Origin of the sequence: Rothia sp. HSID18067, assembly GCF_003989445.1 — a bacterium.
Lineage (GTDB): Bacteria > Actinomycetota > Actinomycetes > Actinomycetales > Micrococcaceae > Rothia > Rothia aeria.
The window spans coordinates 31,367-55,488 of the sequence record NZ_RBMF01000003.1 but is presented as its reverse complement, the minus strand read 5'-3'; the positions used below and the strand labels follow the sequence as shown (position 1 = coordinate 55,488).

Genomic DNA, 24,122 nt, shown 5'->3' with positions numbered 1-24,122 from the left:
GAGAGTAATAGTTATTCAGTACCCTGCGCACACTCAATGCGTGAGGTGCCGCACCAAGAACCCACCGAAAGAAACCTATGAGCACCGCAGAACAGGGCCCCGTGAAGCCTGCTGATAACCCCGCAACCGGCGACGGCGAACTGAAACGTTCCCTCTCGCACGGTCAGATGACCATGATCGCGATGGGCCTCGCCCTGGGAACCGGCCTTTTTCTGGGCTCTGGTTCCGCCATCAAAATTGCGGGACCCGGTGCTATCATCGCCTACGCTGTTGGCTCCATGATCGCCGCTATTATCGCGGCGTGCGCGGGCGAAATGGCGGTTCGCCACCCCGTTCCCGGCGGGTTCGGCACCATCGCCACCAGATACCTCAGCCCCTACGCCGGGTATATTGGCCGCTGGGCGTACTGGGCAACCACCGTGCCGCTGACCGGCGCCGAACTCGTGGCGGTCGGCAAATATTTCTCGTACTGGTTCCCCGATATCCCGCTGTGGGTGACGGTGGCGGCCTCCGGCATCCTGATTCTCATCCTGAACCTGGTGAGCGTTAAATCCTTCGGCGCCCTCGAATTTTTCCTCTCCTCCATTAAAGTAATTGCGGTCATCGTCTTTATTGTGCTGGGGCTGCTTCTTGTGTTCGTTGGCCTGCCCGGGCACGCTGCGGCGGGCACCGCAAACCTCGTGAACGACGGCGGGCTGCTCCCCAACGGTCCCGGCGCCGTCTGGGTTTCGATGGCAATTGTGATGTTCTCCTTCGGCGGCGTTGAAATGCTTTCCATCTCCGCCGCAGAAGCGAAGAACCCTGCGCGTTCGGTGCGCACCAGTGTTAAAGCCATGATCTGGCGGCTCTCCAGCTTCTACGTGCTCTCAATGCTGATCATTCTGTGCCTGATGCCCTGGCAGCAGGCGGCGCAGACCGGCAAAGACATCGGCCAGTCACCCTTCGTGATGGTGTTCTCCGAACTGGGTATTCCCTATGCGGCAGACATTACCAACTTCGTGATTCTGATCGCCGCGCTTTCGGGCGCGAACGCTTCACTGTACGCGGCAACCCGCCTGCTCCACGCGCTTGCGGGCGATAAAATGGCGCCTCAGTTCGCGGGCACCACGAACCATAACGGTGTGCCCGTCACCGCGCTTCTGCTTTCCTTCCTGGGTGTAGTGGTCGCATCTGTTATGGCGGTGGCAGAAATCAGTAATATTTTCGAGCTGCTAATGGCCCTGGTCACCCTGTGCATTCTGGTGGTATGGATCATGATTCTGCTGACCTACCAGGCGTACAAGAAGCACCAGGGGAACTCCTCAGGGTTCACCGTCTGGGGTGGGCGCATTACGGCGGGTGTGGGGCTTGCCGGGGTGCTTGCAACCTTGGTTGCCCTGTTCATGCTTCCCGATTCGAGCGCCGTAGTATCCGTGCAGGTGGGTGTGGTGTTCTTCGCCATTATCTCCATTTTCTACGTGGTGCTGGCGAAAAAACGCGGCGGTTTCCCACGGGCCGACCTGGAGGCATTTACCGAACCGCAGAAAGAAGACGCGTAGCCTGTTGAGCTATAACCGCGGGCAGAGGATATTTCATCCTCCGCTTGCGGTTATAGTGACGGCGACGGGTGTACTACCCTAGAAACACAAACACGCTCATCATAGTTCCCCAGCATCTCCGTGAAAGGCTAACCCCATGACTGACTCCGACCCTCAACACTCCGCATCACCCAGAACCGGTGCCGAGCACCCGCACAAGCGCCCCGACCGTGCCGAACTCAAGCGCTCCCTCTCACACGGGCAGATGACCATGATCGTCATGGGCTCAGCGCTTGGCACCGGCCTGTTCCTGGGGTCCGGGCGGGCAATCGCCATGGCCGGGCCAGCCGTTATTCTCGCGTATGCTATCGGTTCGGCGCTCGCCTCCGTCATAGGTGCGGCCACCGGCGAAATGGCGGTGCGTTACCCGGTGCGAGGCGGTTTCGGCGCCATCGCCACCAGGTACCTTGGCCCCTACGCCGGTTTTCTGACGCGGGTGGCCTACTGGACGGCGACCGTGGTCATTACCGGCGTGGAACTGGTCTCTGTGGCCACCTACCTGAATTACTGGTGGCCGCAGCTGCCTCTGTGGGCGGGCATCGCAGTATTCGGTGTCGCAATTATTATCCTGAACATTACGAGCGTGAAATCCTTTGGTACGCTCGAATTTTTCCTCTCGTCCATTAAAGTTATTTCGGTGATCGCCTTTATTCTGGTGGGTCTGTGCCTAGTGTTCTTCGGGCTTCCCGGGCATGCGGCGGCTGGCACCGCCAACCTTTTCAACGACGGCGGGTTCATGCCCCACGGGTTCGGTTCGGTCTGGCTTTCACTGGCGGTCGTGATGTTCTCCTTCGGCGGTATTGAGATGATCTCTATCTCCGCCGCAGAAGCCAAGGACCCCGCCCGGTCAGTGCGTTCCAGCGCGAAGGCTATGATGATTCGTCTGGCAACGTTCTACGTGCTGGCGCTGTTTATTGTGGTGTCGATTATTCCGTGGCGTTCGGCGGGTGAGCTGGGGGAGAAAGTCGAAACCTCCCCGTTCGTTCTGGTTTTTGACCAGTTGGGCATTACGGGCGCGGCGCATTTCGTGAACTTTGTGGTGCTCATTGCGGCGCTGTCCTCGGCCAACGCTAACCTATATGCCGGTGCCCGCCTGATGCACTCGCTGGCAACCGACCGTATGGCGCCCCGTGCATTGGCTGCGGTAAACGCCTCCGGGGTGCCTTCGCGTGCCGTATGGGTTTCCACCAGCGGCGTTGTTATCGCTATTCTGCTGGCGTTGTTCAGCCCGCAAGAAGCATTCCTCTCCATGATCTTCCTGATTATGGTGTGTGCGCTCACCGTGTGGGTGCTGATTCTGCTCGCGTATATTGTGTACCGGCGGGTTGAAGGTGAAAGCTCAGCATTCCGCCTGTGGGGCGGGCGCGTGACGGCGGGCGTGGGCATCATGGTGCTTTTCACCGTGTGGGTTGCCCTGTTCATGGTGCGCGGCTCGCTCGTCCCCGCGATTGTGGGCGTGGGGTACTTCCTGGTTCTGACGATTGTGTACTTCGCGCGGGTCAAGCACACGCTCACCGTGGATGAGGACGCGTTCACCCAGGCGCAGCAGGCTTCCGCCGAGCACACTGCGGCCCTTGACGAGGAAGCTGAGGCCCATAAAACCTCCGCTGAGACTGGGCACTAGAGCACAGGAAACCAGGTGCCCCAACAACGGGCAGCCTCCCCGTCCCCGGCACGGTTGCGGTTATTGTATGCACATTCCCGCGCCGCTGCATCACCGGAACTGTACCCCATGCGCGTACCTTGGCACAGGAGCGTGCGGGGCTTGGCGACCCGTGGTAATTATTTTCAGAATTTTATGTAATATTCCCGCGAAAATGAGGTTTTACCGAGGCCGCAGAGATATAGTATTTAGTGAACCGTATGATCTTGTATGCGTTCAAATGTCTGTGTGTTGTCTGCTCCCCGAAGGCATTGAAGCCTTCGGGGAGCAGTATTTTAGTAAATATAAAACCTTTACTATAAGCTTTAGCAATTTTATGTGCGGTATGCCGTATATCTACACCGTATATGATTATGGTTAGAACACAATTAGTGTGCGTGCCTCTTCTGTACACCGCCTGCGGGATAAGGCGCCGCTGAGCCTTTAGTGCTTCCCACACCCGCGCTGTACAGTTGAACTATGAGCGAAGAAAACACGAACAAAACAACCACAGACCACACCGACCGTGAAATCACCGTATACGTGCCCCCACGCTGGGGAGATATGGACGCCTACGGCCACGTAAATAACGTGGCCATCCTGTCCATTATGGAAGAGGCACGTATCGCCCTATTCGGCCCGCCACCATCGTCCGGGCAGAAACCGAAGAACCTGCCCGCCCCGCCTATCCCGCTGTTTGAGACCATGGCCGACGGGGTGCAGGCGCTCATTGCTGAGCACGGTATCCGCTACGTGGCGCCGCTGCCGTATACGGGTGAGAACATACCGGTGCGGGTGCGCATTGAGAAGATTACAGCCGCCTCGGTGCGGGTGGGGTATAAGATCCTTAACCCCGTCAACGGCACCGACTGTGTGCGTGCTTTTACGGTGCTGGCATTCTGGGACTCAACCGCCGAGCAGCTGGCACGGCTGAACCCGTCTCAGCGCGCCATGCTGGAGGGTCACAAAATGCTCGGTCACGGGTCGGCCACAGCCATTACCCAGTAAGCGCCTCACAGGCGGGCAGTAACATGCGGTGGCGTGGCTCCCCTTGGAGGGATGCGGAGATGTTTGTACTGAATATACAAGGCGCGCTCCTTGGGGAGCCACGAAGTTTACTAGTATAAAAACTAAGCTGTAGCGGATGTACTTGGTGGTGTACCAAGTGCTGCTGGTGTGTATTTAGGCGGTGGCTTCTGCTTAGTTTATCGGTTTTTCTTGGGTTACACCGAACCTGTCTCATACAATAAATACATAAATTCGAGTTAGCAGCTGGTATTTCTTTAGATAAATACAATAAAAGGGCTAAGCCGATGGGTGATTTATTAAAAGCTTTACAGCAATGGTATCAATCAAAATGCGACGGAACCTGGGAGCATATGTACGGGGTTGAAATTGATACCTTAGATAACCCGGGGTGGACGGTCTCTCTTACGGGAGAGACCGATAAGAAAAGCATGAATATTTTCGTTGACCGTTCCGAGGACAACTGGCTGTCAGTAAAATCCTGTAACGATAACTTTGTTGCTTACGGCGGCATCAATAACTTAGAGGAAATACTGGCGCACGCGGTGGAATGGATTAATAGTTAATAGTGGCCCCGAAATAGAGAAGACATAACTCATGAATAAAGGATTCTACACTAGCCATGTTTAAAAATATTTTACAAAAATCAGTGCATGGAATTATTGTCTCAGGGTATACGGAAAACACCGGTGGGAAGCAGTTTTATCAGCCCATGTACCGGTGGCTCTTTTTCGAGCTGGAGGACGGCTTCGCGGTGTTTTCCTCCAATGATGGAGATATAGAAGTAGAACTGGCCGATGAGATTACTTGTCTTTTCGACATTGAAGAGGGCGATATTTTTACGCTAATGCATATTACCAATGAGGATTTAGGGGTCATTCACAGTGTGGAATGCCAAAGAGACGCGCTGGGTAATCTTATTGAAGTGACGATCTGCACGCATAAGAAAAATATAACTTTGAATTCATTAACCCTAGAGGGGTTTGAGATTAGTATTGCGTAAAACTACTAGCGTAATAAGCGCAGGCGGCAGGGCACAGCCTATAGATGTCTTACACCCCTGGTGTTGAACCGAAACGAAAACATGAAAAAACTAGCTCAATACGTCAAAACTCCCCTTCTGCTCATCACCCTGATCGATGGATTCGCGGACGCATCCTTCGGGCTGATCCTCATCGTTTATATCTCGCGCATTGCCGAGCCCTGGTGGCTCACCGTCATGGCCGTCGGCGGGTTCTTCACCGGCATACTCTTCGGTCCTTTCACGGGTTGGGTCGCCGATCGTTTTTCGGGGCGGGCCTGCTGGTCTGGCTCCCTGGCCGTATCCTCGCTCTGCGTAGCGGTCATTGCGTTTTTCCCGCATCCGGTCACTATCGTTGCCATGAGCGTGCTCAACAGAGCCGCCGGAAATCTCACCAACGCCGCCGAATTCAAACTACTGCCGAAAGCGCCGGGTATGACCCCGTCGAGCGCATCCGCCGCTATTGTGGGAATCGGTTCGTTCTGCTCGATCGTAGCCCCGCCTGTGGGTGCCTTCTTCGCTACCTGGAATATGACCGCCACTATAGTAGGCTCTTCGGCGCTCTTGCTGGTCGCGGCAGTCATCGCCTGGTTTAACGTGCCAGCACAACCCGATCATGAGCTGTCCGATGCGATTAAACGCGATAGTTTTAAAGATATTTTCCTAGGATTCTCGGCTATTTCCAGCGCCCGCGCCCTCGTGGTTTTCTTACCCGTGATGGCGGTCGTGGTCGCTTCCACCACGATGGAAGGCATCGCCGGGGTGTTCTACCTGCAATCCATCACAAACACCGCATTCGAGTATTCGCTCGTATTGGCAATGTGGGCTGTCGGCGCGCTCATCGCCAGCGTTTTCTACGGGCGCGGATGGTACAAACCGCAGCTGGTGAACGCGATTCTGTGGGGCGGATTCTTTATCGGCGCCGTGATTCTGCTGGAAGGGCTGGTGGCGAACCCTTGGATTGTAGGAGCTGGGTTCCTGGTAGGCGGGTTCTTCAACTCGATCCACAACATGGGTATTCGTGACATGGTGTATATGCAGGTACCCGAGCATCGCCAGGGGCAGTCTTGGGCTCTTATCGGCTCGCTGTTCAGCTCGATGGTGCTTGTGGGTGACCTGCTTGGTACGCCGGGAATACTGGGGGATGCGCGCACTATTGTCATGATCGGCGGCGCGACGGCAACCGGTGCGGCGGTGGCGAACCTGCTGCTGTATGCACTGGTGCGCAGCCGGTGCGGGGTAAGAGTCCCCGGCGGGGAGAGGTAAAATTAAACCCGGCTTATTACACCCCGATAAATCAAGGAGAAAACCCCGTGAAAGCTTACCCGGTTCTCGCCGTTGGTGCGGCGCTCGCTCTGGCGCTAACAGCATGCTCGTCAGGAGATCAGAAAGCGCAGGAAAGCCCCAGCTCATCAGCCGCCTCAAGCAGCGCCAGCGCCAGCGCCTCTGCGAGTGCTTCTGTGGCGAGCGCATCCCCGCGGGTGAGTACCGCCGCGCAGGAGCCCACGGTTGGTACCGCCCCCGCCACGGTATCTGACGAACCCACCTGGGGCACTATCACCACCAGCTCGGCTGCCGCAGGGGCACCCACAGCCGCAGCGGCTGGCGAAAGCGCCAGCGCCGCCGCAGGCTCCGGGCAGGGCGGTGCCAACAATAACCCCAAGAACCCCCAGGCTCCCACCGAGAGAATAGCCCGTGCAGGCGAGAGCTGCGGCAATATTCAGGCGCAGAATGGCAGTGCGGTCGTTACCGTACAGAACGGTGCGGTAGTGTGTGACCGCGCGCTGACGGTGATGCAGGAGTACGTGAATACCTCGGCGGCTTCGCGCGCCAGCCAGACCATTCAGGATGCCCAGTGTTCATGGAATGAGCAGTCCAGCTCTGCCGAATGCACGGCGGCTAATGGGGGCGTGAAGTTTACTGCACAGCTGAGCAACCCAGCCTCCCAGCAGCAGGGCGGCGGTACTGCCCCTGCGCAGCCTGGCGCATCCCCGAGCACCGCGGCGGCTTCTGAGTCGGCTGCTGGTGCCGCAGCCCAGTAGCCGCAGCTATTTACTGCTGGTTCCTTCTTAAGGCGCTTTAGCGGCAGACAACGGCCCGAAACCGTTATCTGCCGCTAAAGCGCCTTTGTGTTGGCTGCGATTTGTTCCCCCTTTTTCTGCCGGTGAGGGGCGCGGACTATGAGTTCACGTCTTCCAGCTCGGAGAGCTTGGGAAGGGTGCGCAGGCCCGGCTGTACGAGCATAAGCACCAGCGAAAGCACCATGAATACGGCGAAGAACAGTAGGGTGGTGCCAGCACCCCAGGCACCGAAAAGCACCCCGGCGGCGAGTGTCGCTGCGGGCATTAGCGCCATGACGGGCACGCCCAGCGCCGAGTGTACCCTGCCTATTGCGGCCTCGTCGGTGGTGGCGTTCACGTAGGCCATAATGCTGGCGTTAAACGCCGGTAGCGGCACCCCGGCGAGCGCGAACACAACGGCTGTCGCCCAGAATGTGGGGTGTATGAATACTGCGGCGAGCTGCCCTGCCGCGATCGTACCCACGGCGCATATCCCCAGGGTGCTCAGCGCCAGCCGGTCGGTGAGAAAACCTACCAGGGTGGAGCCGGTGAGTACGCCCGCCCCGAAGGCGCCCATGAGTACCCCCACCCACAGTGCTGAGAAGCCAGCCGACTGGTAGTAGTAGATGAGGGTGAGCGGAATACCGGTGGTCGCAAAATTTGCTATTCCGGTCACGGCGGCTATTGCCAGTAGGGTTTTGTCGGCGAGTACTCGCCGCCACCCGTCTTTGAAGTCCGCGAGTATCCCGGAGGTCGTTTCAGGTGCCGCGCTGTCGGTGGCCGATACGGTGCTGCCGCCGGGCGCGGGGTCGTCGCTGTTGTTTTTCGTCTTCCGGTACTGGTCGATGCTTCTGCGGCTGGGAACCACGGCGAGGGCCACCAGGTTGAGCAGCCCCTGCGCCGCAAGCAGCAGGTGAAGCGATATCCCCGCGATGAATCCTGCGATTGGTGCCCCGAATAGGCTGGCGGCTGATTCGCGTGCTTGCCCTATGGCTGAGGCGCGCCCAAGATCCGTGACGGGAACGGTCGCGGCAATGATTTTCTGCTCGCTGGGGTAATCCAGCTGGGATGCGGCGGTCAGCAGCACCAGAATAAGTGTTAGCACCACAATAGAGTGGGACCCGCTCATGCTGAGGGCAAGCACGCCCACCCAACCCAGTGTTTGGGTGGCGCATGAGAGGATGAGTGCCCGCCGCGGGGTCATACGGTCTACGATGGTGCCGGAAATAATACCGGCGGTGATTGCGGTGAAGCTGCAGCAGAAAAGCACCAGGGAGGCGAGCTCGGGGGAGCCGTTCATCGCTATCACCATGAAGGTGATGGTGATGAGAGACATTGCGTCTGAGAGCTGGTTGAGGGCGAGGGCCGCAGCGGTGCGCTGAAATGCTGTGTTGGCCCGTAACGGGTTTTTGGGCGCGCTGGCGGGGGTATTGGGGGTCATGTGTTTGTTCCTTGAAAACGTCGAGTGCTTTTATACCTGTGGGGTGTTGACGGCATACGTGTAGAACCCGCGTCGTCAGTGTTCGCGGGTGTGCGTGTGCCGTGGGTATTAGCGGTCGTTTTCGTAGCAGCGGCGCTGAATAATCATGATCCTATCCAATTCGAGGGTGACTGGAGTCATTTTTAGTATAGGGGGTGTGCGGCACCCCGCGCCACATAGGGCCAAGAATGAGGCGATGCGCGGCTTGCCTCTAGCGAGGGCCCGATGCCTGGCCGGGGCCGTCATCCGTTTGTTCGGGGCTGGCATCTTCTTGTTCAGGGTCGTCGTGTTCGGTGAGCAGCGCATCCAGCCGGGCGAAGGTGGAACACCAGCTGGTGCGTACCTCCTCGTGAACGTTCGGGGGCATGGGGCCGATCTCCACGGTGATGCGCGTGCCCTCACCCACGCCCTCGGGAGTAATCACCGTCTCGGGGTGAAAACGGAACCGGGAATACACCAGAATGTCGCTGGGCTCACCCAGGTGGTTTGGCAGCTGTTCGGCGTACTCCAGCTCGTGGTACGGCTCAATAGCCAGGAACCTGCTCTGCAGCACGCAGGTGGCCCCCGGGTCGAAATCGTTCACCATCCGCACCCGCTGAATACCGCCCACTACGGACTCCACAACAAGGTCGTCTGTTTGGGCCCGCCACCCCGCCGGACCGTACCAGCGGTGTAGCTGTGAGGGGTCAAGGTAGGCGGTAAACACCCGTTTGGGGTCTGCCGCGATCTCGTGGTCAAACACGAGCAGCTCTTCATCAGGTACCTTCGTAACACTCACAGTAGGCCTTTCGTAGCTATGGTTTCTTCCCAGAGTAATAGTTGCCGAGGAATTCGTCACGGTACTCGAAGTAGGTGCCGTCGGCGATCGCGGCGCGTGCATCATCGACCATGCGCACGATAAACCGCTCATTGTGAATGGAGGCGAGGGTTGCCGCCAGCCGCTCATCCGCCTTGAATAGGTGCCGCAGATAGGCGCGTGTATAGTGTGCGCACGTGTAGCAGTCGCACCCCTCATAGATGGGCGAGAAATCTGCCTTGAATCGGGCATTCGTCACGTTAAAACGCCCGGTGGGGGAGTAGAGCGCCGCGTTACGCGCCACGCGGGTGGGTGAGACGCAGTCGAAGGTGTCCACACCATTTTCCAGCCCCACAAAAATATCGTCCGGTTCAGAAATACCCAGCAGGTGGCGGGGTTTAGTCTCCGGGAGTTCTTCGGCGCACCAGCGCACAATGGTACCCAGGTTCTCCTTTTCGAGGGCACCACCGATACCGAACCCATCGAACGGCATGGCACCTAAATCGCGGCAGGCTTTGCGGCGTAAATCCTCATACTGCGCGCCCTGAATCACCCCAAAAAGTGCCTGGTAGGGTTTGCCCGTGCGCTCATCCGTGAGCCGTTCATGCTCCGCAATGCAGCGCAGCGCCCACAGACGGGTGCGTTCCAGCGCCTCTTCCTGGTACCCGCGGGAATTGTACAGAGTGGTCAGCTCGTCGAAGGCAAACATGATATCTGCCCCGATCTGATGCTGCACCTGCATTGAAACTTCGGGGGTGAAACGGTGAATAGACCCGTTGATATGGGACTTAAAGTTCACGCCGTCATCATCAATATGTGCCAGGCGCTCTTTGCCGTGAGCCACATCGTCGTCGCCAATCGGGCGCCCGTCGGCACCCTTTGCGTCGGCAACGGTTCCCATGTCAATCACCTTTTTGAACCCCGACCCCAGGCTCATCACCTGGAACCCGCCGGAGTCGGTGAAGGTTGGCCCGTCCCAGTTCATAAACCGCCCCAGCCCGCCGGCGGCATCCAGAATCTCGGGGCCGGGCTGCAGATACAGGTGGTAGGCGTTCGCCAAAAGCGCCTGCGCCCCGAGGTCCTTCATCGCTTCGGGAAGCACCGCTTTGACGGTCGCTTTCGTACCTACGGGCGTGAAGGCGGGAGTCTCAATATCGCCGTGCGGGGTGCGGATCACACCTGTGCGCCCCAAAAACTGCCCGCCGTTAGCCTCCACACGCTTAGCAGACGGGGATGCGGTCTCGGCCAGGCGGCTGGTGACGGTGAACCCGAAACCGGGGTTGGGAAACTCGCTATTGCTGCTGCTCATGTGTGCCTTTCCACCGTGGGAGGGGTGCTCGCCGCCGGGCATTGGCGCGCGGAAATACCGCGCGAAGAACCCGCACAGAGAATAAAAACGGTAATTTTGGTGACGTTAGCGCGCCCGCCCTGGGGGGCGCACCGTCTAGGATACGCGCGTCAGCAGGGCTGATGCCTCTAGCACCATCCATGCCTGCAGCTGCCCGGAGAGCTCCACGGGGGTGCCCGCCGGCAGTACCGTGTGCGCCTGCTCCGTGAACTTGGGGGAGAACACCGCCACCGCGTCGCCGCGGATTTCGCTGGTGTTCACACCCGGTTCGCTCAGCGGCAGCTCGGGGTCGAACTCGCGCCGCCCTTCCCACACTGCGCGGGCACTGCCGTGCACCAGCGAGGCCGCCAGCAGGCGTGCATCCTTGCTCAGCAGCTCGCACTGTGCCGCCTGTGCTAAGTACCGCACCAGGATGCCGGTAAACAACGCGCCGTCGCCGTCACCGCCGGATGCGAGCACACGCCCGCGATGGCCGTCGCTGAACACGAACTCCTCGCTCAGGTGGGTCACAATACCCACAATCAGCTGCTCGGCACGGCGTACCAGGGAGTGTGCCTGCTCGGGGCTGCGTTCTGCGACCGCCAGCAGCGCGGCCAGAGCCGTACCCTGGTTGTATGTGTAAATATTCTGCTCATAATCCAAGTCGATGTCGCGGGCACCGACCACATCACGGACTTTGCCGGTGCGCACGTTCACCCCGTCAATGTAGAGTGAACGCTCTGCATCCCACAGGGTGTTATTGAGCCAGGTCACCAGGGCGGAGGCGTCGGCGACGTCACCGGCGCGGGCGAACGCCAGGGCGGTGGGGGCCGTCGCCGGGGTGTTAATGAAATCCCGTTTCTGCTTTGACCAGCTCACCCCACCGTAGGGTGACATGCCGGAACGCAGCTGCGGGAACAGAACGTTCCCGGCGTCCTGCGCACCGGTATCACCTTCGCCGCCGTTCATGGCGCGGGACAGCTCATTCATGCGACCGGCGGCCAACGCCAGCCACGCCATATCGTCGTAGAAGCCGTTCACGAATGTGCCCAGGTTTCGGGCGTTAATGCCGCGCACCAGCGCGCGGGCGCGCGAAAGCCATTCTGAGGCACCCAGCCGGTTACCGGCGTGCAGCTCGCGTTCCCCGGCGTCTACCACGCACTCCAAAAAATGCGCCTGCCACCAGTAGTGCCAGTCTTTAAGCCGTTTGCTGAGGGGCCGGGTTTCGGGCACCTGCACGGAACCAAGAAGCGTTCCGGGCACGCCCAAGGGACGGTGCGCAAATTGGTGAAGCACCGAATCCGCGGCTAACCGGGCACGATCAGCCGCACGCTGGGCGTAGTCGGCTGCGGTGTGGGTGGGCGCCTGCGATGTGTGAGTGGATTCCATAAATGCCTTTCCCGGGGGCCGAGACAGTTTTGCTCATCTATACTTTACCCTTATTTACCTTTGACATTATCCCATCTTGTGGGAAATGTTCGCCTTCACGTGCAGGCTTATGGCCTCAGGGCTGAATTTATGGTGGATTATGACGGTAGAAGAGCCAGCTTCCGCATACTGCGTAACCGCACCCGCTCGCCCGTGACTGGGTGCTCAAACTCCAGTCGGTGCGCCACTAGCTGAAGCGGCAGCTCCGGGGCATCGGCTGGCGGCAGCACCTTCGGGTAGAGCACATCCCCTGCAATGGGTGCCCCCAGCAGGTGCAGGTGGGCGCGCAGCTGGTGGGTTTTACCGGTGTGCGGGCGTAACCGGTACAGTGCCAGCTGCCCACCTGTGACGGGGCAGCCCGGTGCTGGGTGCGCGATTGTGCCGGTGTGCTGAGGGGTATCGGCTGTATGGTGTGCACCGGGCGCATCGAAAACTGTGAGGATGCGCACCCCGGTGGTGGCGTTGGGGTTCAATAGTTCCCGCTCACACGATGGCTGATCCCACTGCCGCACCTGCAGTTCACCCCGTATTTTCTCAATGCGGGTGCGCACCGTCAGCTCACCCGATAATGCTGCGGCGCGCACCTGAGGATCGGGTATGGGGCGTGCCACCGCCAGGTATTCTTTGAAGACCTCGCGGCGGGCAAACATGGTCTGAAATAATCCCCGCGCCGGAACCGTCTTGGCGAAGAGCAGCACCCCCGCCGTCGCCCGGTCCAGCCGGTGAACCGGCACCAGCAGCGGGTTTCCCTCGCGTACCCGCAGCTTGGTGAGGGCCGTCTGGGCCACAAACGCCCCGCGCGGGGTGGTGGGCAGAAAATGCGGTTTATCGACTGCCAGCACATGTTCATCTTCGTAGAGTACCGGCAGGTCATCGGGGAGCTGGGGCTCCTCGGGCAGTTCCCGGTAGTACCAGATGGTGAGCCCGGGAACGTACGGTGAATCGCCGGTGAGGATACGCCCGTTATCGGTGCGGATCTCCCCGCGCTCAAGACGGTCAGTAATAACTCGCGGGTTATGCGGGTAGAACCGGGCCACTAAAAAATCTGCAACAGTTCTCACCGGCTGATGGGGGTGCGCTGACCCCGCGATGTCAAGCGCGGCCCCCGGGTCATTGGGGAGGGTAAACGCTACCGGGTCAATACCCGCCCGCTGGGGCAGCGGCGGGGTTTTAGTGTCTCGTGTGGCTCGTCTGGGCATACGCCGATTCTACCGGCGGCCCCCGTTGGCGTAATATTTCCCCCGAAATACCCACTTTATCTGTCTAATTAAAGCTGAAGTTTATGCAGTATAGATTTTTTCTATAGTTTTTGAGGCGTTAAATATGGCCGTCCGATGCCCGTTTGAGCGTCATATTTTCTGAAAACCCACAGCCGTTCAGGGTGAAGCGGTAGGATTGAAAAAAGAGGGTTCGAGCAATCGAACATATAAGGGACAATTATGGAACACTATATACGCAACGAAGCCGAAATGAGTCAAGACGCACCCAACCACACTAAAAATAAGACAAGGAAGCTTCCTGTGCCGCACCGTACGCGGCTGACCCCCGCCGCCCGCGAAGAGCAGATTATTAATGTTGCCGCCGCACATTTTGCCCGGCGCGGAGTGGTAGGCGCCTCCATGCTCGACATCGCCAAGGAAGCCGGGATTACCCGTGCTCTGCTGTACCATTACTTCCCCGGCAAGGAGTCCCTGGCTGCTGCTGTGACTCGCCGTGAAGCCCGGGCGGTTCTGGAAACCCTCAGTGAACATCACGAAGACCCGCAGGATGCGCTGCACACGGCGTTACACGCCTATTTTGACCGTGTGGCCGGGCGCGGCACCGAAGCCACCAGCGACGTTCCCGACACCCCGGATGAGTACCTCAAATGGATGCTGCACCGCACCGGCATGCCCGTGAACGACCGCACCCGCATGATACTTGGCGGATGGATGTACCTCGTCGATTACTTCGCCCGGCACGTGGTGCAGGGGAAAGCACGCGGGCGTGTCTCGGCGGGGGCGCGGGCAATGCGCACCGAAGAAGCTATCGAACTGTGTATGGGCGCCGCCGATAACCTCACCGGAGGCGGCTACTAGAGCCTCTCTACGAGACCCCACATCGGGAGCTGCCGAAAATATTTCGGTTCCCTTGATGCGGGTTTCTGCGTTTAAAGCACCCACATATCTGGATACCCCAGATGCTTAGGTACCCCAGTATTTTAGAGGGAGCGGCGCATCCGCAGACCGCGCGGGGTTGTGTAAAAGCCCTGTGCAAGCAGTGCGCGCCGTAACGCCACCACCGGATGCTCGGTCAGCCGGTTAGAATCGGTCTTCGACGCTCCCCGATGAGTCGGCGGTTCCGGGGTCGCCAGAATATCGCAATCGTTGAGTTTTTCCACCACGATTTTCTCAGCAATACCCGCCTGCACGATGCGCGCCAGCAGCGGGACCGCAGCCTCAAGTTTGAGAGGGTCGGCAGTGAAAGACAGCAGGGTTTTGCCGCCGCGTTCCAGATAGAGGGCCGCTTCACCATCGAGCAGGATGAGGCAGGCACCCGCCTTACGCCCCGGACGATGCCGCACGGACCGAGCGGTCTCTGTGCCTTCGTGCGCAGCCTCTTCCGTACCGCCGGGTGTAGAAGAGGCCGAGAGCAAGCTGGGGACGGAAGGCCATGTGAGCGCCGCGCCATAGGGATTCGCCGGGTCTGTAGCCGCCAACAGAACACCCTCAAATACACCGAATACTTCCTCGGTTTTTGTTCGCTTTACTCCGGTATTCTGCGGATTATCAGCGCCAATATTAGCGTAGGAGCGCACCGCATCCACCGTTGCCGGGGAGGCAAACTGAGCCGCACCCAGCCCCTCGATAAAGTATCCACGCCGCACCAGGGCACGCTCTTCGGCAGCCGCATAGACGCGGTACAGGGCCGCAAAGCCGCCGGGCACATCCTCAGAGGCGAGCGCGCCGCGCGTGAGCACACCGTACCTGTCTAAAAGAAGCTCCGCGCGCGCATAGGCGGTAACGGTTGCATCCGCCTCTTGCGAAGACTCGGTGCCCCCAGTATGAGGGCGGCTCTGGGGAAGGCTAATATGGCTGAAACGTCCGGAATCCCGGGCCGAAACCTGCGGGTCAGAAGAGCTGGCGCGGGTGCCGCCCAAGCCGCTATACCTACGCGGATAAGCACCCGCAGAAGTACGCGCCGCCGACAGTCGTGCGGCACCGCGCCTGCGCACCGGGCGCGCTAGGGGAGCGGCGGGCCGCACCGGATGCGCACTCGACCCGCCCGCCAGCATGGCACGTACCGGGGCGAAAGTATCATTTGTGACCAACCCCGCCCACACCAGGCGCCACAGCGCAGCAGACACCTCCGAAGCTTCCGGAAAATGCACAACCTCGCCCGAGGCGGCGCGAGAGGCCAAGATGTCGTTCACGCGCTCACGAAGCGGAATAAAGAACAGCCCGCCGCCGGAAAGCGCCTCAAAGACGGCGTGCTCCACCGGACCCAGCTCATCCAAGGCCTGCGTGCGGGAAAAATCGGGCAGGGTCAGCTCGGCGGATTCGGCAAGATGCAGGCTCACCCAGCCGTCATCGCCGGAGATTTCGCCCTCACCGCGCCAAAGCACCTCTCCGCTGGCCAACAGACTATCTAAGAGCTGCGGCGAATAATCACGTACCCGGGCTGGCAAGACGAGGGTCTCCAGGGCAGAGGCGGGCACACGCACCCCGGCCAGCTGATCAATGACCGTCAGCAGGCCCTCGCGACCCTCTAATGCCTCGGCGGATGAACCTTTGTTTTCGGTGAGAACCTGAACCGTGCGTTCGGGCTCGTAATACGCACCGTACTCCGTGGTTTCTGCGAGCCTGCGCGAAACCTTGACCGTCTGCGTGCGCACTCCCTGCCAGGCGGGCAGGAACGCGCCATAGGCACGCTGCGGTACCGGCTCAATCTCGCGGCGCAGCGCCGCCAAAGACCGGGCACGAAGCAGGCGAAGCACCTCGGCATCCACCCATTCCAGGCTTGCCGTGGGCTCGGGGGAGAGCGGTATCGTATCGGCTGCCTCCGCGCGAGATACACGCAGTTCCTCGGGCATGTACTCGCCCGAGAACAGCCGATTCTGTGTCTCTAAAGCGCGTAAAACCGGCAGAATAGCACCCGAACCCGTCGGCGTAATACGGCTGAAATGGGCGCTCGCCTCGGCTGCGGTAAAGGGGATGTGCGTGCGCGCATACCGCGAGATTAGGTCTTCGAGCGGCGCGACGACCGGCGTGAGGTACGCCTGAGCAATCCCGACCGGAAGCGGCAGCCCTAACCCGTCGCGCAGCCGCGCGGCGTCCTCCACGGCGGCATAGATCGGTTCCGTGCTACCCGCTGTGTTCGAGCGCGGATTAATAACGAATGCCCTGCGGGATGCGACCAGCTCTTCCGCCAGCTCGCGTGCCTCTTCGGCGGTGGCGTGCGGGGTAGTTTCAAGGTCTTCTTCCGGCAGACCCCCGTCGGTATTTTCGGCTGAATCCCCTGTTTCATGTGAAACATCAACCTTTTTAGATTGATTTTTACTGCCTGTTGGGGTGCTTCGAGAGATCTCGGGCGCGGCCTCAGCCCCGGACCCCTCATTCCCGCGCAGCCGCAGCGCCAGCTCCCTCGCCGTGAGCGGACCGAGCTGGCGCAGAAGATCCGCCACGCCCTCAACCCCGCGTGCCCGATACTTCGCCCCGGTGCGCTGAAGACGCTCCTGAACCTCAAGAATCACCTGCGGATCCAGCAGATCGCGCAGCTGAGCGGTACCCAGCAGCTCCGCCAAAAGCGCCGGATCCAGTGCCAAAGCGGCAGCGCGGCGTTCGGCGGCGGGTGCATCCGTATCGTAAATATGCTCCGCCACGTACTCGAAAAGCATGGTGCGGGCAAAAGGCGAAGGCCCCTCGGTCTGCACCTGCGACAGGCTGATGCGCCGCGCGGCAATATCCCGATGCAGCTGAAGAAGCGCAGGAACATCATATACATCCTGCAAGCATTCGCGGGCGGTTTCCAGCAGAATCGGGAAATCGGGGTATTTGCGCGCAACATCCAGCAGCTGCGCCGAACGCTGGCGCTGCTGCCATAGGGGAGTGCGCCTGCCCGGATCGCGGCGCGGCAGAAGCAGGGCACGGGCGGCGCTCTCTCGAAAACGAGATGCGAAAAGCGCCGATTCGCCCACACGCTCCTTGACAATCTCCTCTAGCTCATCGGGCTCGAAGAGAAAAAGCTCAGCACCCGGCGGGGTATCTTCCACCGCGGGAATACGCAGCACAATACCGTCATCTGCCGCAAGTGCGCTGGCATCAATACCGTACCGTTCCTGCACGCGGGCGCTCACCGCCACAGCCCAAGGTGCATGCACCGGATATCCGTACGGCGAATGCAAAATAACGCGCCAATCTCCCAGTTCATCGCGGCAGCGCTCCACCACAAACCGCGTATCGGTGGGGACCACGCCGGTAGCCTCGCGCTGCTCCCGAATATAGGCAAGCAAATTATCGCTCGCCCAAGAATCCAGCCCTAACCGGGTCAGCTCGGCGCGTATCGCAGCCGTCGCTGAGGCGCCTTCGCTTCCGGACTCAGCGCCCGCAGACTTCGCTAACTCGCGGGTAAACTGTCCCAGACGACGGCCCAACGCCACAGGGCGGCCCACCCGCTCACCATGCCAAAACGGCAGGCGTGAAGGCTCGCCGGGTGCGGGGCTCACGCGCACCGCATCGTGCGAAATGTCCTCGATGCGCCAACTGCTCGCACCCAAGGCGATCACATCGCCCGCCCGCGACTCGTAGACCATCTCCTCGTCCAGCTCACCCACCCGTTTAGGCACCTTGGAATCCTCAGAACCGGCCAGATAGACAGGAAAAAGCCCACGATCGGGAATCGTCCCGCCCGAAGTCACTGCAAGCCGCTGCGCGCCGGGCCGCCCCTCAATCGTGCCGCTTGGCGCATCAGCGGTGGCGGTGCGATCCCAAATAATACGCGGGCGAAGCTCCGCAAACTCATCGGAAGGGTACCTGCCCGCCAGCATTTCTAAAGTACTGTCAAAGAGCGCGCGCGAAAGGTTCGCGAAAGGGGCGGTGCGGCGCAGCGCCTCGTACCAGACATCCACCCCGATAGGCCCCAGAGCGCAGGCGGCGACGGTCTGCTGGGCAAGCACATCCAGCGGGTTTGCGGGAACGGTAAGCGGTTCTAAAGATCCGGCGAGCATACCGGACAGAGCTACGGCAGAGCCCAACAAATCCCCGCGATGCTTCGGATAAAAAAGCCCGCGCGAAACCTCGCCCACGCGGTGCCCGGCACGACCCACCCGCTGCAGACCGGAAGCCACCGACGGCGGGGATGCCACCTGAATAACCGCATCCACATGCCCCATATCGATGCCGAGTTCCAGGGAACTTGTGGCGACCACACACCGTAGCGAACCATTCTTGAGGGACTCTTCGATGAGCGTGCGCTGATCCTTCGCCACCGAACCGTGATGCGCCCGCGCCAACGGCGCAATATCTGGCTCCTCACCAATCTCAGGCAGGGGCTCACCCGCAAGCTCGCGCCGTGAGAGCTCACGTCGCACATGAATATCGTTGAGAGCCGCGGTAAGTTTTTCGGCAAGCCCACGCGAGTTCACGAACACGATCGTAGAACGATTATTCTCGATATCGTCCACGATGCGTTCCTGAACATAGGGCCAAATCGAGGCACGATACCCGGATGCGCGCTCGCCCTCACCGGCTGGCTTCCGTGCTCCTGCACTCGCTGCCGCGCTCGCAGTACCGTCTTGTTCGGCAGAGCTGTTCGGATGCTCAAGAGATAATCCTTCTTCGCCGGGGAAGGTGCCAATAGCATCCGCAAGCGTATAGGGTGGCGCATTATCGGCTGCTTGAACCTGTAAATCCGGGGCGTTCGGGGCTGGGCCGGGCGAATCCTGCCCGCGTGGTGCCCGTTGCTCCCCGGGGGCATAGCTGCCCTGCCCGTAATCGTTTGCCCCGCCGAGCGCCGCCATATCCGGCACGGGTACCGAGAGCCGCAGATCCCAACGTTTGGGCACCTGCCGCGCCACGATTGTCACCGGGTGAACCCCGCCTAAAAATGTGGCGACGGCTTCGGGCGGGTTCACGGTTGCCGACAGCCCGATGCGCTGCACCGGTCGCTCCACCAGCTGATCGAGCCTCTCTAGGGACACCGTCAGATGCGCCCCGCGCTTGGTCCCCGCCAGGGCGTGCACCTCGTCCACAATCACAGTTGTCACGCCGGTGAGTGTCGAACGTGCCGCAGAGGTCAGCATAAGGTAGAGCGATTCGGGGGTGGTCAGCAGAATATCGGGCGGGTTGCTGATCAGCTGCCGCCTCTCACGCGCCGGGGTGTCACCGCTCCGAATACCCACGGTAATATCGGGCGGGGTTCGCCCGGATTCCTTCGCCGTATGCGCAATCCCCGCAAGCGGCGCGCGCAGGTTGCGCTCCACATCCGCCCCGAGAGCTTTCAGGGGCGAAACATACAGGATGCGCGTACCGCCCGCACGCTGCTTCTTAGTCTTTTGTGTTTCCCGAGCGCCCCCGTTTTTCCGCGCCTGAGCCGATGCCGTAAGCTCGCGCTGACCCGGTTCTGTGCTTTTGTCGCGGTAGAGCGCATCGAGCGCCCACAGAAAAGCGGCAAGGGTTTTACCGGAACCCGTGGGGGCGATAATAAGCGCGTTTTCGCCCTTGCTGATACTCTCCCAAGCGCCTTCCTGCGCGGCGGTCGGGGTGCCAAAAGCGTTGCGGAACCATTGCTGAGTGGCGGGCGAGAAAGGTGCTAGAGCGTCGGGCATGGTTCCATTATCCCGAAAATGTGCGGTGCGCAGTGGGGTTTAGGTCATGGTGGGCTGTCGTGGCTATGGCGGCTTGGCGAGAAGACCCCTGTGATGGTGAATATGGGGTGCCACCTGGGGCTTTGCCAGTACAGTTGGGGTGTTCATAGTGTGGACTGTTCCTGTATGTTTCGCGCTACATTTTCTGTCAGGTAAACAACGGTGAGGTGTTGCGCGGTGCACTGAAGCCTTCCGAGTGGCACGTCTGCGCTTGGTATATCTCTGGTAAATACAGGGCTAAGGATCGCGCACAGTGAGGGAGAGGATGTTTACGGTGATGTTTGACCGGCCCCCGGTAGCAGGGTAATGTTTTATCTGTAAAGTTTCTAAAGGTAACAATTAGAGGAGCCTCATCATGACTCGCCTGAACGACGAACAGCTCAACGCCCTTTTCAACGAACCCCGCACCGTGAACGCATTCACCAAGCAGCCCGTCACCGACGAGCAGCTGCAGAAAATCTATGAGCTGGCCGTTATGGGCCCCACTGCTTTTAACAGCCAGCCGCTGCGCATCACCTGGGTAAAGACCCATGAGGCTCGCGAGCGCCTGGTCAAGCACATGATGGACGGGAATAAGGAGAAGACCCTCAACGCCCCCGTGACCGCTGTGCTGGCCTTCGATAAGAACTGGCAGAAGCGTTTTGGGGAATTCGCGCCTCAGGCCGCTGCCTTTGAGTCCTACTACGAGGCTGAAGAGGCGCGTATTCCCGCAGGCGCGCTGAGCTCTGCACTTCAGGCTGGCTACTTTATTACCGCCGTGCGCGCTCTCGGTTTGGATGCGGGCCCCATGACCGGCGCGGATTTCGACGGTATTGCCGCTGAATTCTTCGAGGGCACCGACCAGCAGCCTTTCCTCGTGGTGAACCTGGGGTATGGTGTGGCCCCCGAGTATCCGCGCGGTACCCGTTTTGCGTTTGATGACGTAACCCGCAGCCTCTAAAAGCTGTGCTTTGCACTCGCTGAGTCGCCGCATATTCGGCATTGAGCGAGACCAGCGAGAGTAAGCCGCAGAACTCCGGTAGTGATGTACATGTGTCCGGGGACCTGCGAGCGCCTGATTTTTGCCGGTGGCTGCCGCATCTGACTGATGATGCGGCAGCCACCGGTTTTTGTTAAACCCTGAGGGAACGGGGGAACTGTTGCAGTGCGAATTTTGGGGTAGCTTTATGGCACGGGCCGGTGCATGATGGGATGAGCGGCGCGGTAGCCTTTCGTGGGGCACATAGATTCACCATGCCAAAAGAACCCGACGTCATAGGAAAGGATATGAGAGATGACCCGTTTGTCTGAGGACCAGATCACTGCTCTTTTCCGTGAGCCCCGAACTATGCGTAAATTTACTGATCGGCCCGTCACTGATGATCAGCTTCGGGAGATTCAGGAGCTCACCTATCTGGGACCCACGGCCTTCAATAGCCAGCCTTTGCGTATCACCTGGATTAAGAGCCCTGAGGCCCGTGAGCGCCTGGTGAAACACCTGATCGAAGCCAATCAAGAAAAGGCTCGTCAGGCACCCGTTAACGCCATACTCTCATACGATAAGGCGTGGATAGACCGTGCAGATGTGTTTAACCCCCGCGCGGCAGAGACTATTAGGAGCTACTGCACGACCGAGGAAATTGTTACCTTTGCCGCTCAGCAGAGCGCCAATCTGCAGGCCGGTTACTTTATGACCGCTGTGCGCGCCCTTGGTTTAGATGCCGGTCCCTTATGGGCTGATTTTGAGAGGCTGTATGAAGAATTTTTTGCGGGGACCGACGAGCATCCCATCCTTGTGGTGAATCTAGGGTACGGTGTTCCTACCCAGCACCCGCGCGATACTCGGTTCGGATTCGACGAGGTGACCCGCAGCCTCTAAACACTGTGTTTTGCGTTTGCTGAGCCGCCGAGGAACATTTATGGCACCCGGCGAGAGTGCCGCAGAGAGGAAAACACAATGGCCCCTCACTACCACGACACCATTAACCTGGCGAACCCCACCCGCACTGTCTAGGCCCACGGGGCGGGGAATATTCTCGCCCAGTAAGTGTGTCCAACTGGTAAGCTAAGGTTCAACTAGTGTATAAATAAAGTATTGTGTAGATGCTTAAAGGCGGCTCTCCCGGTTTCTCGGGGGAGCCGCCTTATAGTTAGGGCGTATTTGGTGCATAGAACACAGAACCTGCGCCCCACCCGGCACCGCAGGTACGCCGTGCCGCTGCGTGGCTAGGCGCCGAATTGGCCCACGAAGAGCTGCGGCACGTTAGTGCACGTATCCTGGTCGAAGTCGAAAGCATACCCTTTACCCGACCCGGGCAGCCACACAGTGAGCTTAGGGGAGTTCTGCACCACACAGTTATCGCCGTGCGATGATGCGCTCACGCGCCGCATGGCGGCTGTGGTGGTCTCGCCCGACTGGAGCACCACCCCGGAGGGGTTCATAAGGTTACCATCGAGTTGGGAAGATATGCCCATAATGCTGCTGCCGTCCGTGTTGGTGTGCGCCACATCCGGGTTGCCTTTCAGGCGGCAGGGTCCGGCAGAGACATTGGTGAACGACAGGGTGTACTGCTGTGACCCGGCGGTTGAAGGGCCGGGGGTGAGCGATACCGAGACCTGGTTCGCGGTGCACGCCTGCGCACGGCTCACAAGTGTGCCGCCGCTGGATTCCTCGCTGGAGGCCCCGCCGCTTCCGCCTCCTGCAGGCTGGGCGGCGGGCTCTTGCTGAGTGCTGGAGCCGCTTGAGCCGCCGCTGCTGCCTGAGGAGCTGGAGCTGCCTGAGGTGCGCCCCGAACTGCCTTGTGAGCCGCTTCCTTGCTGTTTCTTGGTGCCGGAAGAGCTAGATGAAGAGGAGGAAGAACCACCTTTTTCGGTGCGTTTACCGCCGTCTTTTTTCTCCCCGCTGGTGCCGCCTTTGTCGGAGTGCTCATCGGATGAGCCGGGCGACTCTTCAGAGTTCTGGTGCTCTTTCTCGTCTTCTTTTTTCTTGTCGTTATTGTTTCCGCCGTTGACCACGTTAATGTCGCCGGGCGCGACCGAGCCTGAGGGGTTAGCTGAGGCATTGGGGGAGGCGATGGTGATGGTGCCGGGGGAGACGCTCGCACTGGCCTCGTTCTGGGCCGGTGCGTTCTGCGTCTGGTTGGTGTCGCTGGAGCCGCATCCGCTCAACGTAAACGCGCACAGTAGCGCCGTGGAACAGATGAGAGTCCGTGCCGAAAGTTTCATTACATTGCCGCCTGTAAGGTGATGGACGCGCCGTCCATATCTGGGGTGTATTCTACCTGGCAGCATAGGCGGGAGTATTCGTTGGCCACATCGTCAACCATATCAAGTAGGTCAGCTTCTGCGTCTGTACGCTCGCCGGATGCTGCAATATGTTCGGGGTCAATAAAGGCGTGGCAGGTCGCGCAGGATGCGTTCCCTCCGCAGGTTGCCAACACCGGGAAACCGTGGGAAAGAAGCGATTCGAGTAGGGTGTGGTGTTCTTCCCACTCGACCTCACGACTATCGCCGGTCTCATCGGTTACCTTAATCATGACGCCCATGCGTTCCTCCTGTGCGTTTGTGTAGATGCATATCCATTCTATGCGTCAGGAGGGGTATTAATCGCCTTCGAGAGGCGAATTATGGGGGTGCAGTGGCGGACATTATAGCCTCTATAAAGTTGCTATTGCCTTACTAACACTAGGCTTAGCCTACCCCAAATCAGTGGTTATTGTCAGGCGTCCTCCACGGAACATTTCACAGTATATCCCCATTGTGCACACCATGTGAGCCACACATTCGGCGTGCACCCAGGCCGCAGATAAAGCCCGCCTGCTCCGGTGCTGCCCAAGCGGTGGGTGGGCCGGCGTGCGGGAGCGTTTTCCAAAAAGCCCGTGACAGGCACAAAGACCCCAGGGGTGCCCGCCGGGCGAGGCGTATGGGCTGTGGGGCACCCCAT

Annotated in this window: 18 protein-coding genes; 10 read left to right on the top strand and 8 right to left on the bottom strand. The window is 59.8% G+C overall.

Features of this window, described 5'->3' with window-relative positions; genetic code table 11:
* The first annotated feature begins 77 nt into the window (after window positions 1-77).
* The 7 genes from D8M23_RS08995 (at window position 78) to D8M23_RS08965 (ending at window position 7,308) form a co-directional block, all read left to right on the top strand.
* Window positions 78-1,538 carry an amino acid permease gene (locus tag D8M23_RS08995; protein WP_232018556.1) on the top strand — a complete coding sequence of 487 codons (1,461 nt, stop codon included), beginning with the start codon at window positions 78-80 and terminating at the stop codon, window positions 1,536-1,538.
* Between the two features lie 136 nt (window positions 1,539-1,674).
* Window positions 1,675-3,201, top strand: coding sequence for an amino acid permease (locus D8M23_RS08990; protein ID WP_126854512.1), 1,527 nt, complete (start codon window positions 1,675-1,677; stop codon window positions 3,199-3,201).
* 498 nt (window positions 3,202-3,699) lie between these two features.
* Window positions 3,700-4,227, top strand: coding sequence for an acyl-CoA thioesterase (locus tag D8M23_RS08985; protein WP_023134514.1), 528 nt, complete (start codon window positions 3,700-3,702; stop codon window positions 4,225-4,227).
* Window positions 4,228-4,532: 305 nt separating this feature from the next.
* Window positions 4,533-4,811 (top strand): immunity 53 family protein, encoded by a 279-nt coding sequence (locus tag D8M23_RS08980; RefSeq protein WP_126854511.1) that lies wholly within the window; start codon window positions 4,533-4,535, stop codon window positions 4,809-4,811.
* A gap of 56 nt (window positions 4,812-4,867) precedes the next feature.
* Window positions 4,868-5,248, top strand: coding sequence for a hypothetical protein (locus tag D8M23_RS08975; protein ID WP_126854510.1), 381 nt, complete (start codon window positions 4,868-4,870; stop codon window positions 5,246-5,248).
* An 81-nt stretch (window positions 5,249-5,329) separates the two neighbouring features.
* On the top strand, window positions 5,330-6,532 hold the full coding sequence (locus D8M23_RS08970; protein WP_126854509.1) for an MFS transporter: 1,203 nt from the start codon (window positions 5,330-5,332) through the stop codon (window positions 6,530-6,532).
* 47 nt (window positions 6,533-6,579) lie between these two features.
* Complete coding sequence (locus D8M23_RS08965) at window positions 6,580-7,308, top strand: hypothetical protein (RefSeq protein WP_126854508.1); 729 nt, start codon at window positions 6,580-6,582, stop codon at window positions 7,306-7,308.
* A gap of 136 nt (window positions 7,309-7,444) precedes the next feature.
* Here D8M23_RS08965 and D8M23_RS08960 read toward each other — a convergent pair whose 3' ends face one another.
* The 5 genes from D8M23_RS08960 to D8M23_RS08940 form a co-directional block, all read right to left on the bottom strand.
* Window positions 7,445-8,767, bottom strand: coding sequence for an MFS transporter (locus tag D8M23_RS08960; protein ID WP_126854507.1), 1,323 nt, complete (start codon window positions 8,765-8,767; stop codon window positions 7,445-7,447).
* A 250-nt stretch (window positions 8,768-9,017) separates the two neighbouring features.
* Window positions 9,018-9,584: an SRPBCC family protein gene (locus D8M23_RS08955; RefSeq protein WP_126854506.1), complete on the bottom strand. Its 567-nt coding sequence runs from the start codon at window positions 9,582-9,584 to the stop codon at window positions 9,018-9,020.
* Window positions 9,585-9,600: 16 nt separating this feature from the next.
* Window positions 9,601-10,911 (bottom strand): tRNA guanosine(34) transglycosylase Tgt, encoded by a 1,311-nt coding sequence (tgt, locus tag D8M23_RS08950; protein ID WP_126854505.1) that lies wholly within the window; start codon window positions 10,909-10,911, stop codon window positions 9,601-9,603.
* 135 nt (window positions 10,912-11,046) lie between these two features.
* Window positions 11,047-12,318, bottom strand: a complete 1,272-nt coding sequence (locus D8M23_RS08945; RefSeq protein ID WP_023134504.1) for a glycoside hydrolase family 76 protein — start codon at window positions 12,316-12,318, stop codon at window positions 11,047-11,049.
* A 137-nt stretch (window positions 12,319-12,455) separates the two neighbouring features.
* Window positions 12,456-13,556, bottom strand: a complete 1,101-nt coding sequence (locus tag D8M23_RS08940) for a pseudouridine synthase (RefSeq protein ID WP_126854504.1) — start codon at window positions 13,554-13,556, stop codon at window positions 12,456-12,458.
* A 240-nt stretch (window positions 13,557-13,796) separates the two neighbouring features.
* Here D8M23_RS08940 and D8M23_RS08935 point away from each other — a divergent pair, with 240 nt between their 5' ends.
* Entirely contained in the window at window positions 13,797-14,435 is a 639-nt protein-coding gene (locus D8M23_RS08935; protein ID WP_126854503.1) for a TetR/AcrR family transcriptional regulator, read from the top strand.
* A 122-nt stretch (window positions 14,436-14,557) separates the two neighbouring features.
* Here the strand turns inward: D8M23_RS08935 and D8M23_RS08930 are convergent, their stop codons facing one another.
* Window positions 14,558-20,161, bottom strand: a complete 5,604-nt coding sequence (locus D8M23_RS08930) for an Lhr family helicase (protein ID WP_126854502.1) — start codon at window positions 20,159-20,161, stop codon at window positions 14,558-14,560.
* A 394-nt stretch (window positions 20,162-20,555) separates the two neighbouring features.
* Between D8M23_RS08930 and D8M23_RS08925 the strand changes: the two genes are divergently transcribed.
* Both D8M23_RS08925 and D8M23_RS08920 read left to right on the top strand, forming a co-directional pair.
* Window positions 20,556-21,140 (top strand): malonic semialdehyde reductase, encoded by a 585-nt coding sequence (locus tag D8M23_RS08925; RefSeq protein WP_126854501.1) that lies wholly within the window; start codon window positions 20,556-20,558, stop codon window positions 21,138-21,140.
* 333 nt (window positions 21,141-21,473) lie between these two features.
* The gene (locus tag D8M23_RS08920; RefSeq protein WP_126854500.1) at window positions 21,474-22,058 is read left to right on the top strand and encodes a malonic semialdehyde reductase; all 585 of its coding nucleotides are present in this window, start codon (window positions 21,474-21,476) and stop codon (window positions 22,056-22,058) included.
* A gap of 347 nt (window positions 22,059-22,405) precedes the next feature.
* Here D8M23_RS08920 and D8M23_RS08915 read toward each other — a convergent pair whose 3' ends face one another.
* Window positions 22,406-23,404 carry a DUF4232 domain-containing protein gene (locus D8M23_RS08915; RefSeq protein ID WP_161971666.1) on the bottom strand — a complete coding sequence of 333 codons (999 nt, stop codon included), beginning with the start codon at window positions 23,402-23,404 and terminating at the stop codon, window positions 22,406-22,408.
* Window positions 23,404-23,724 carry a 2Fe-2S iron-sulfur cluster-binding protein gene (locus D8M23_RS08910; protein WP_006887635.1) on the bottom strand — a complete coding sequence of 107 codons (321 nt, stop codon included), beginning with the start codon at window positions 23,722-23,724 and terminating at the stop codon, window positions 23,404-23,406. The genes D8M23_RS08915 and D8M23_RS08910 overlap by 1 nt, the downstream gene beginning before the upstream one ends.
* Window positions 23,725-24,122 lie beyond the last annotated feature (398 nt).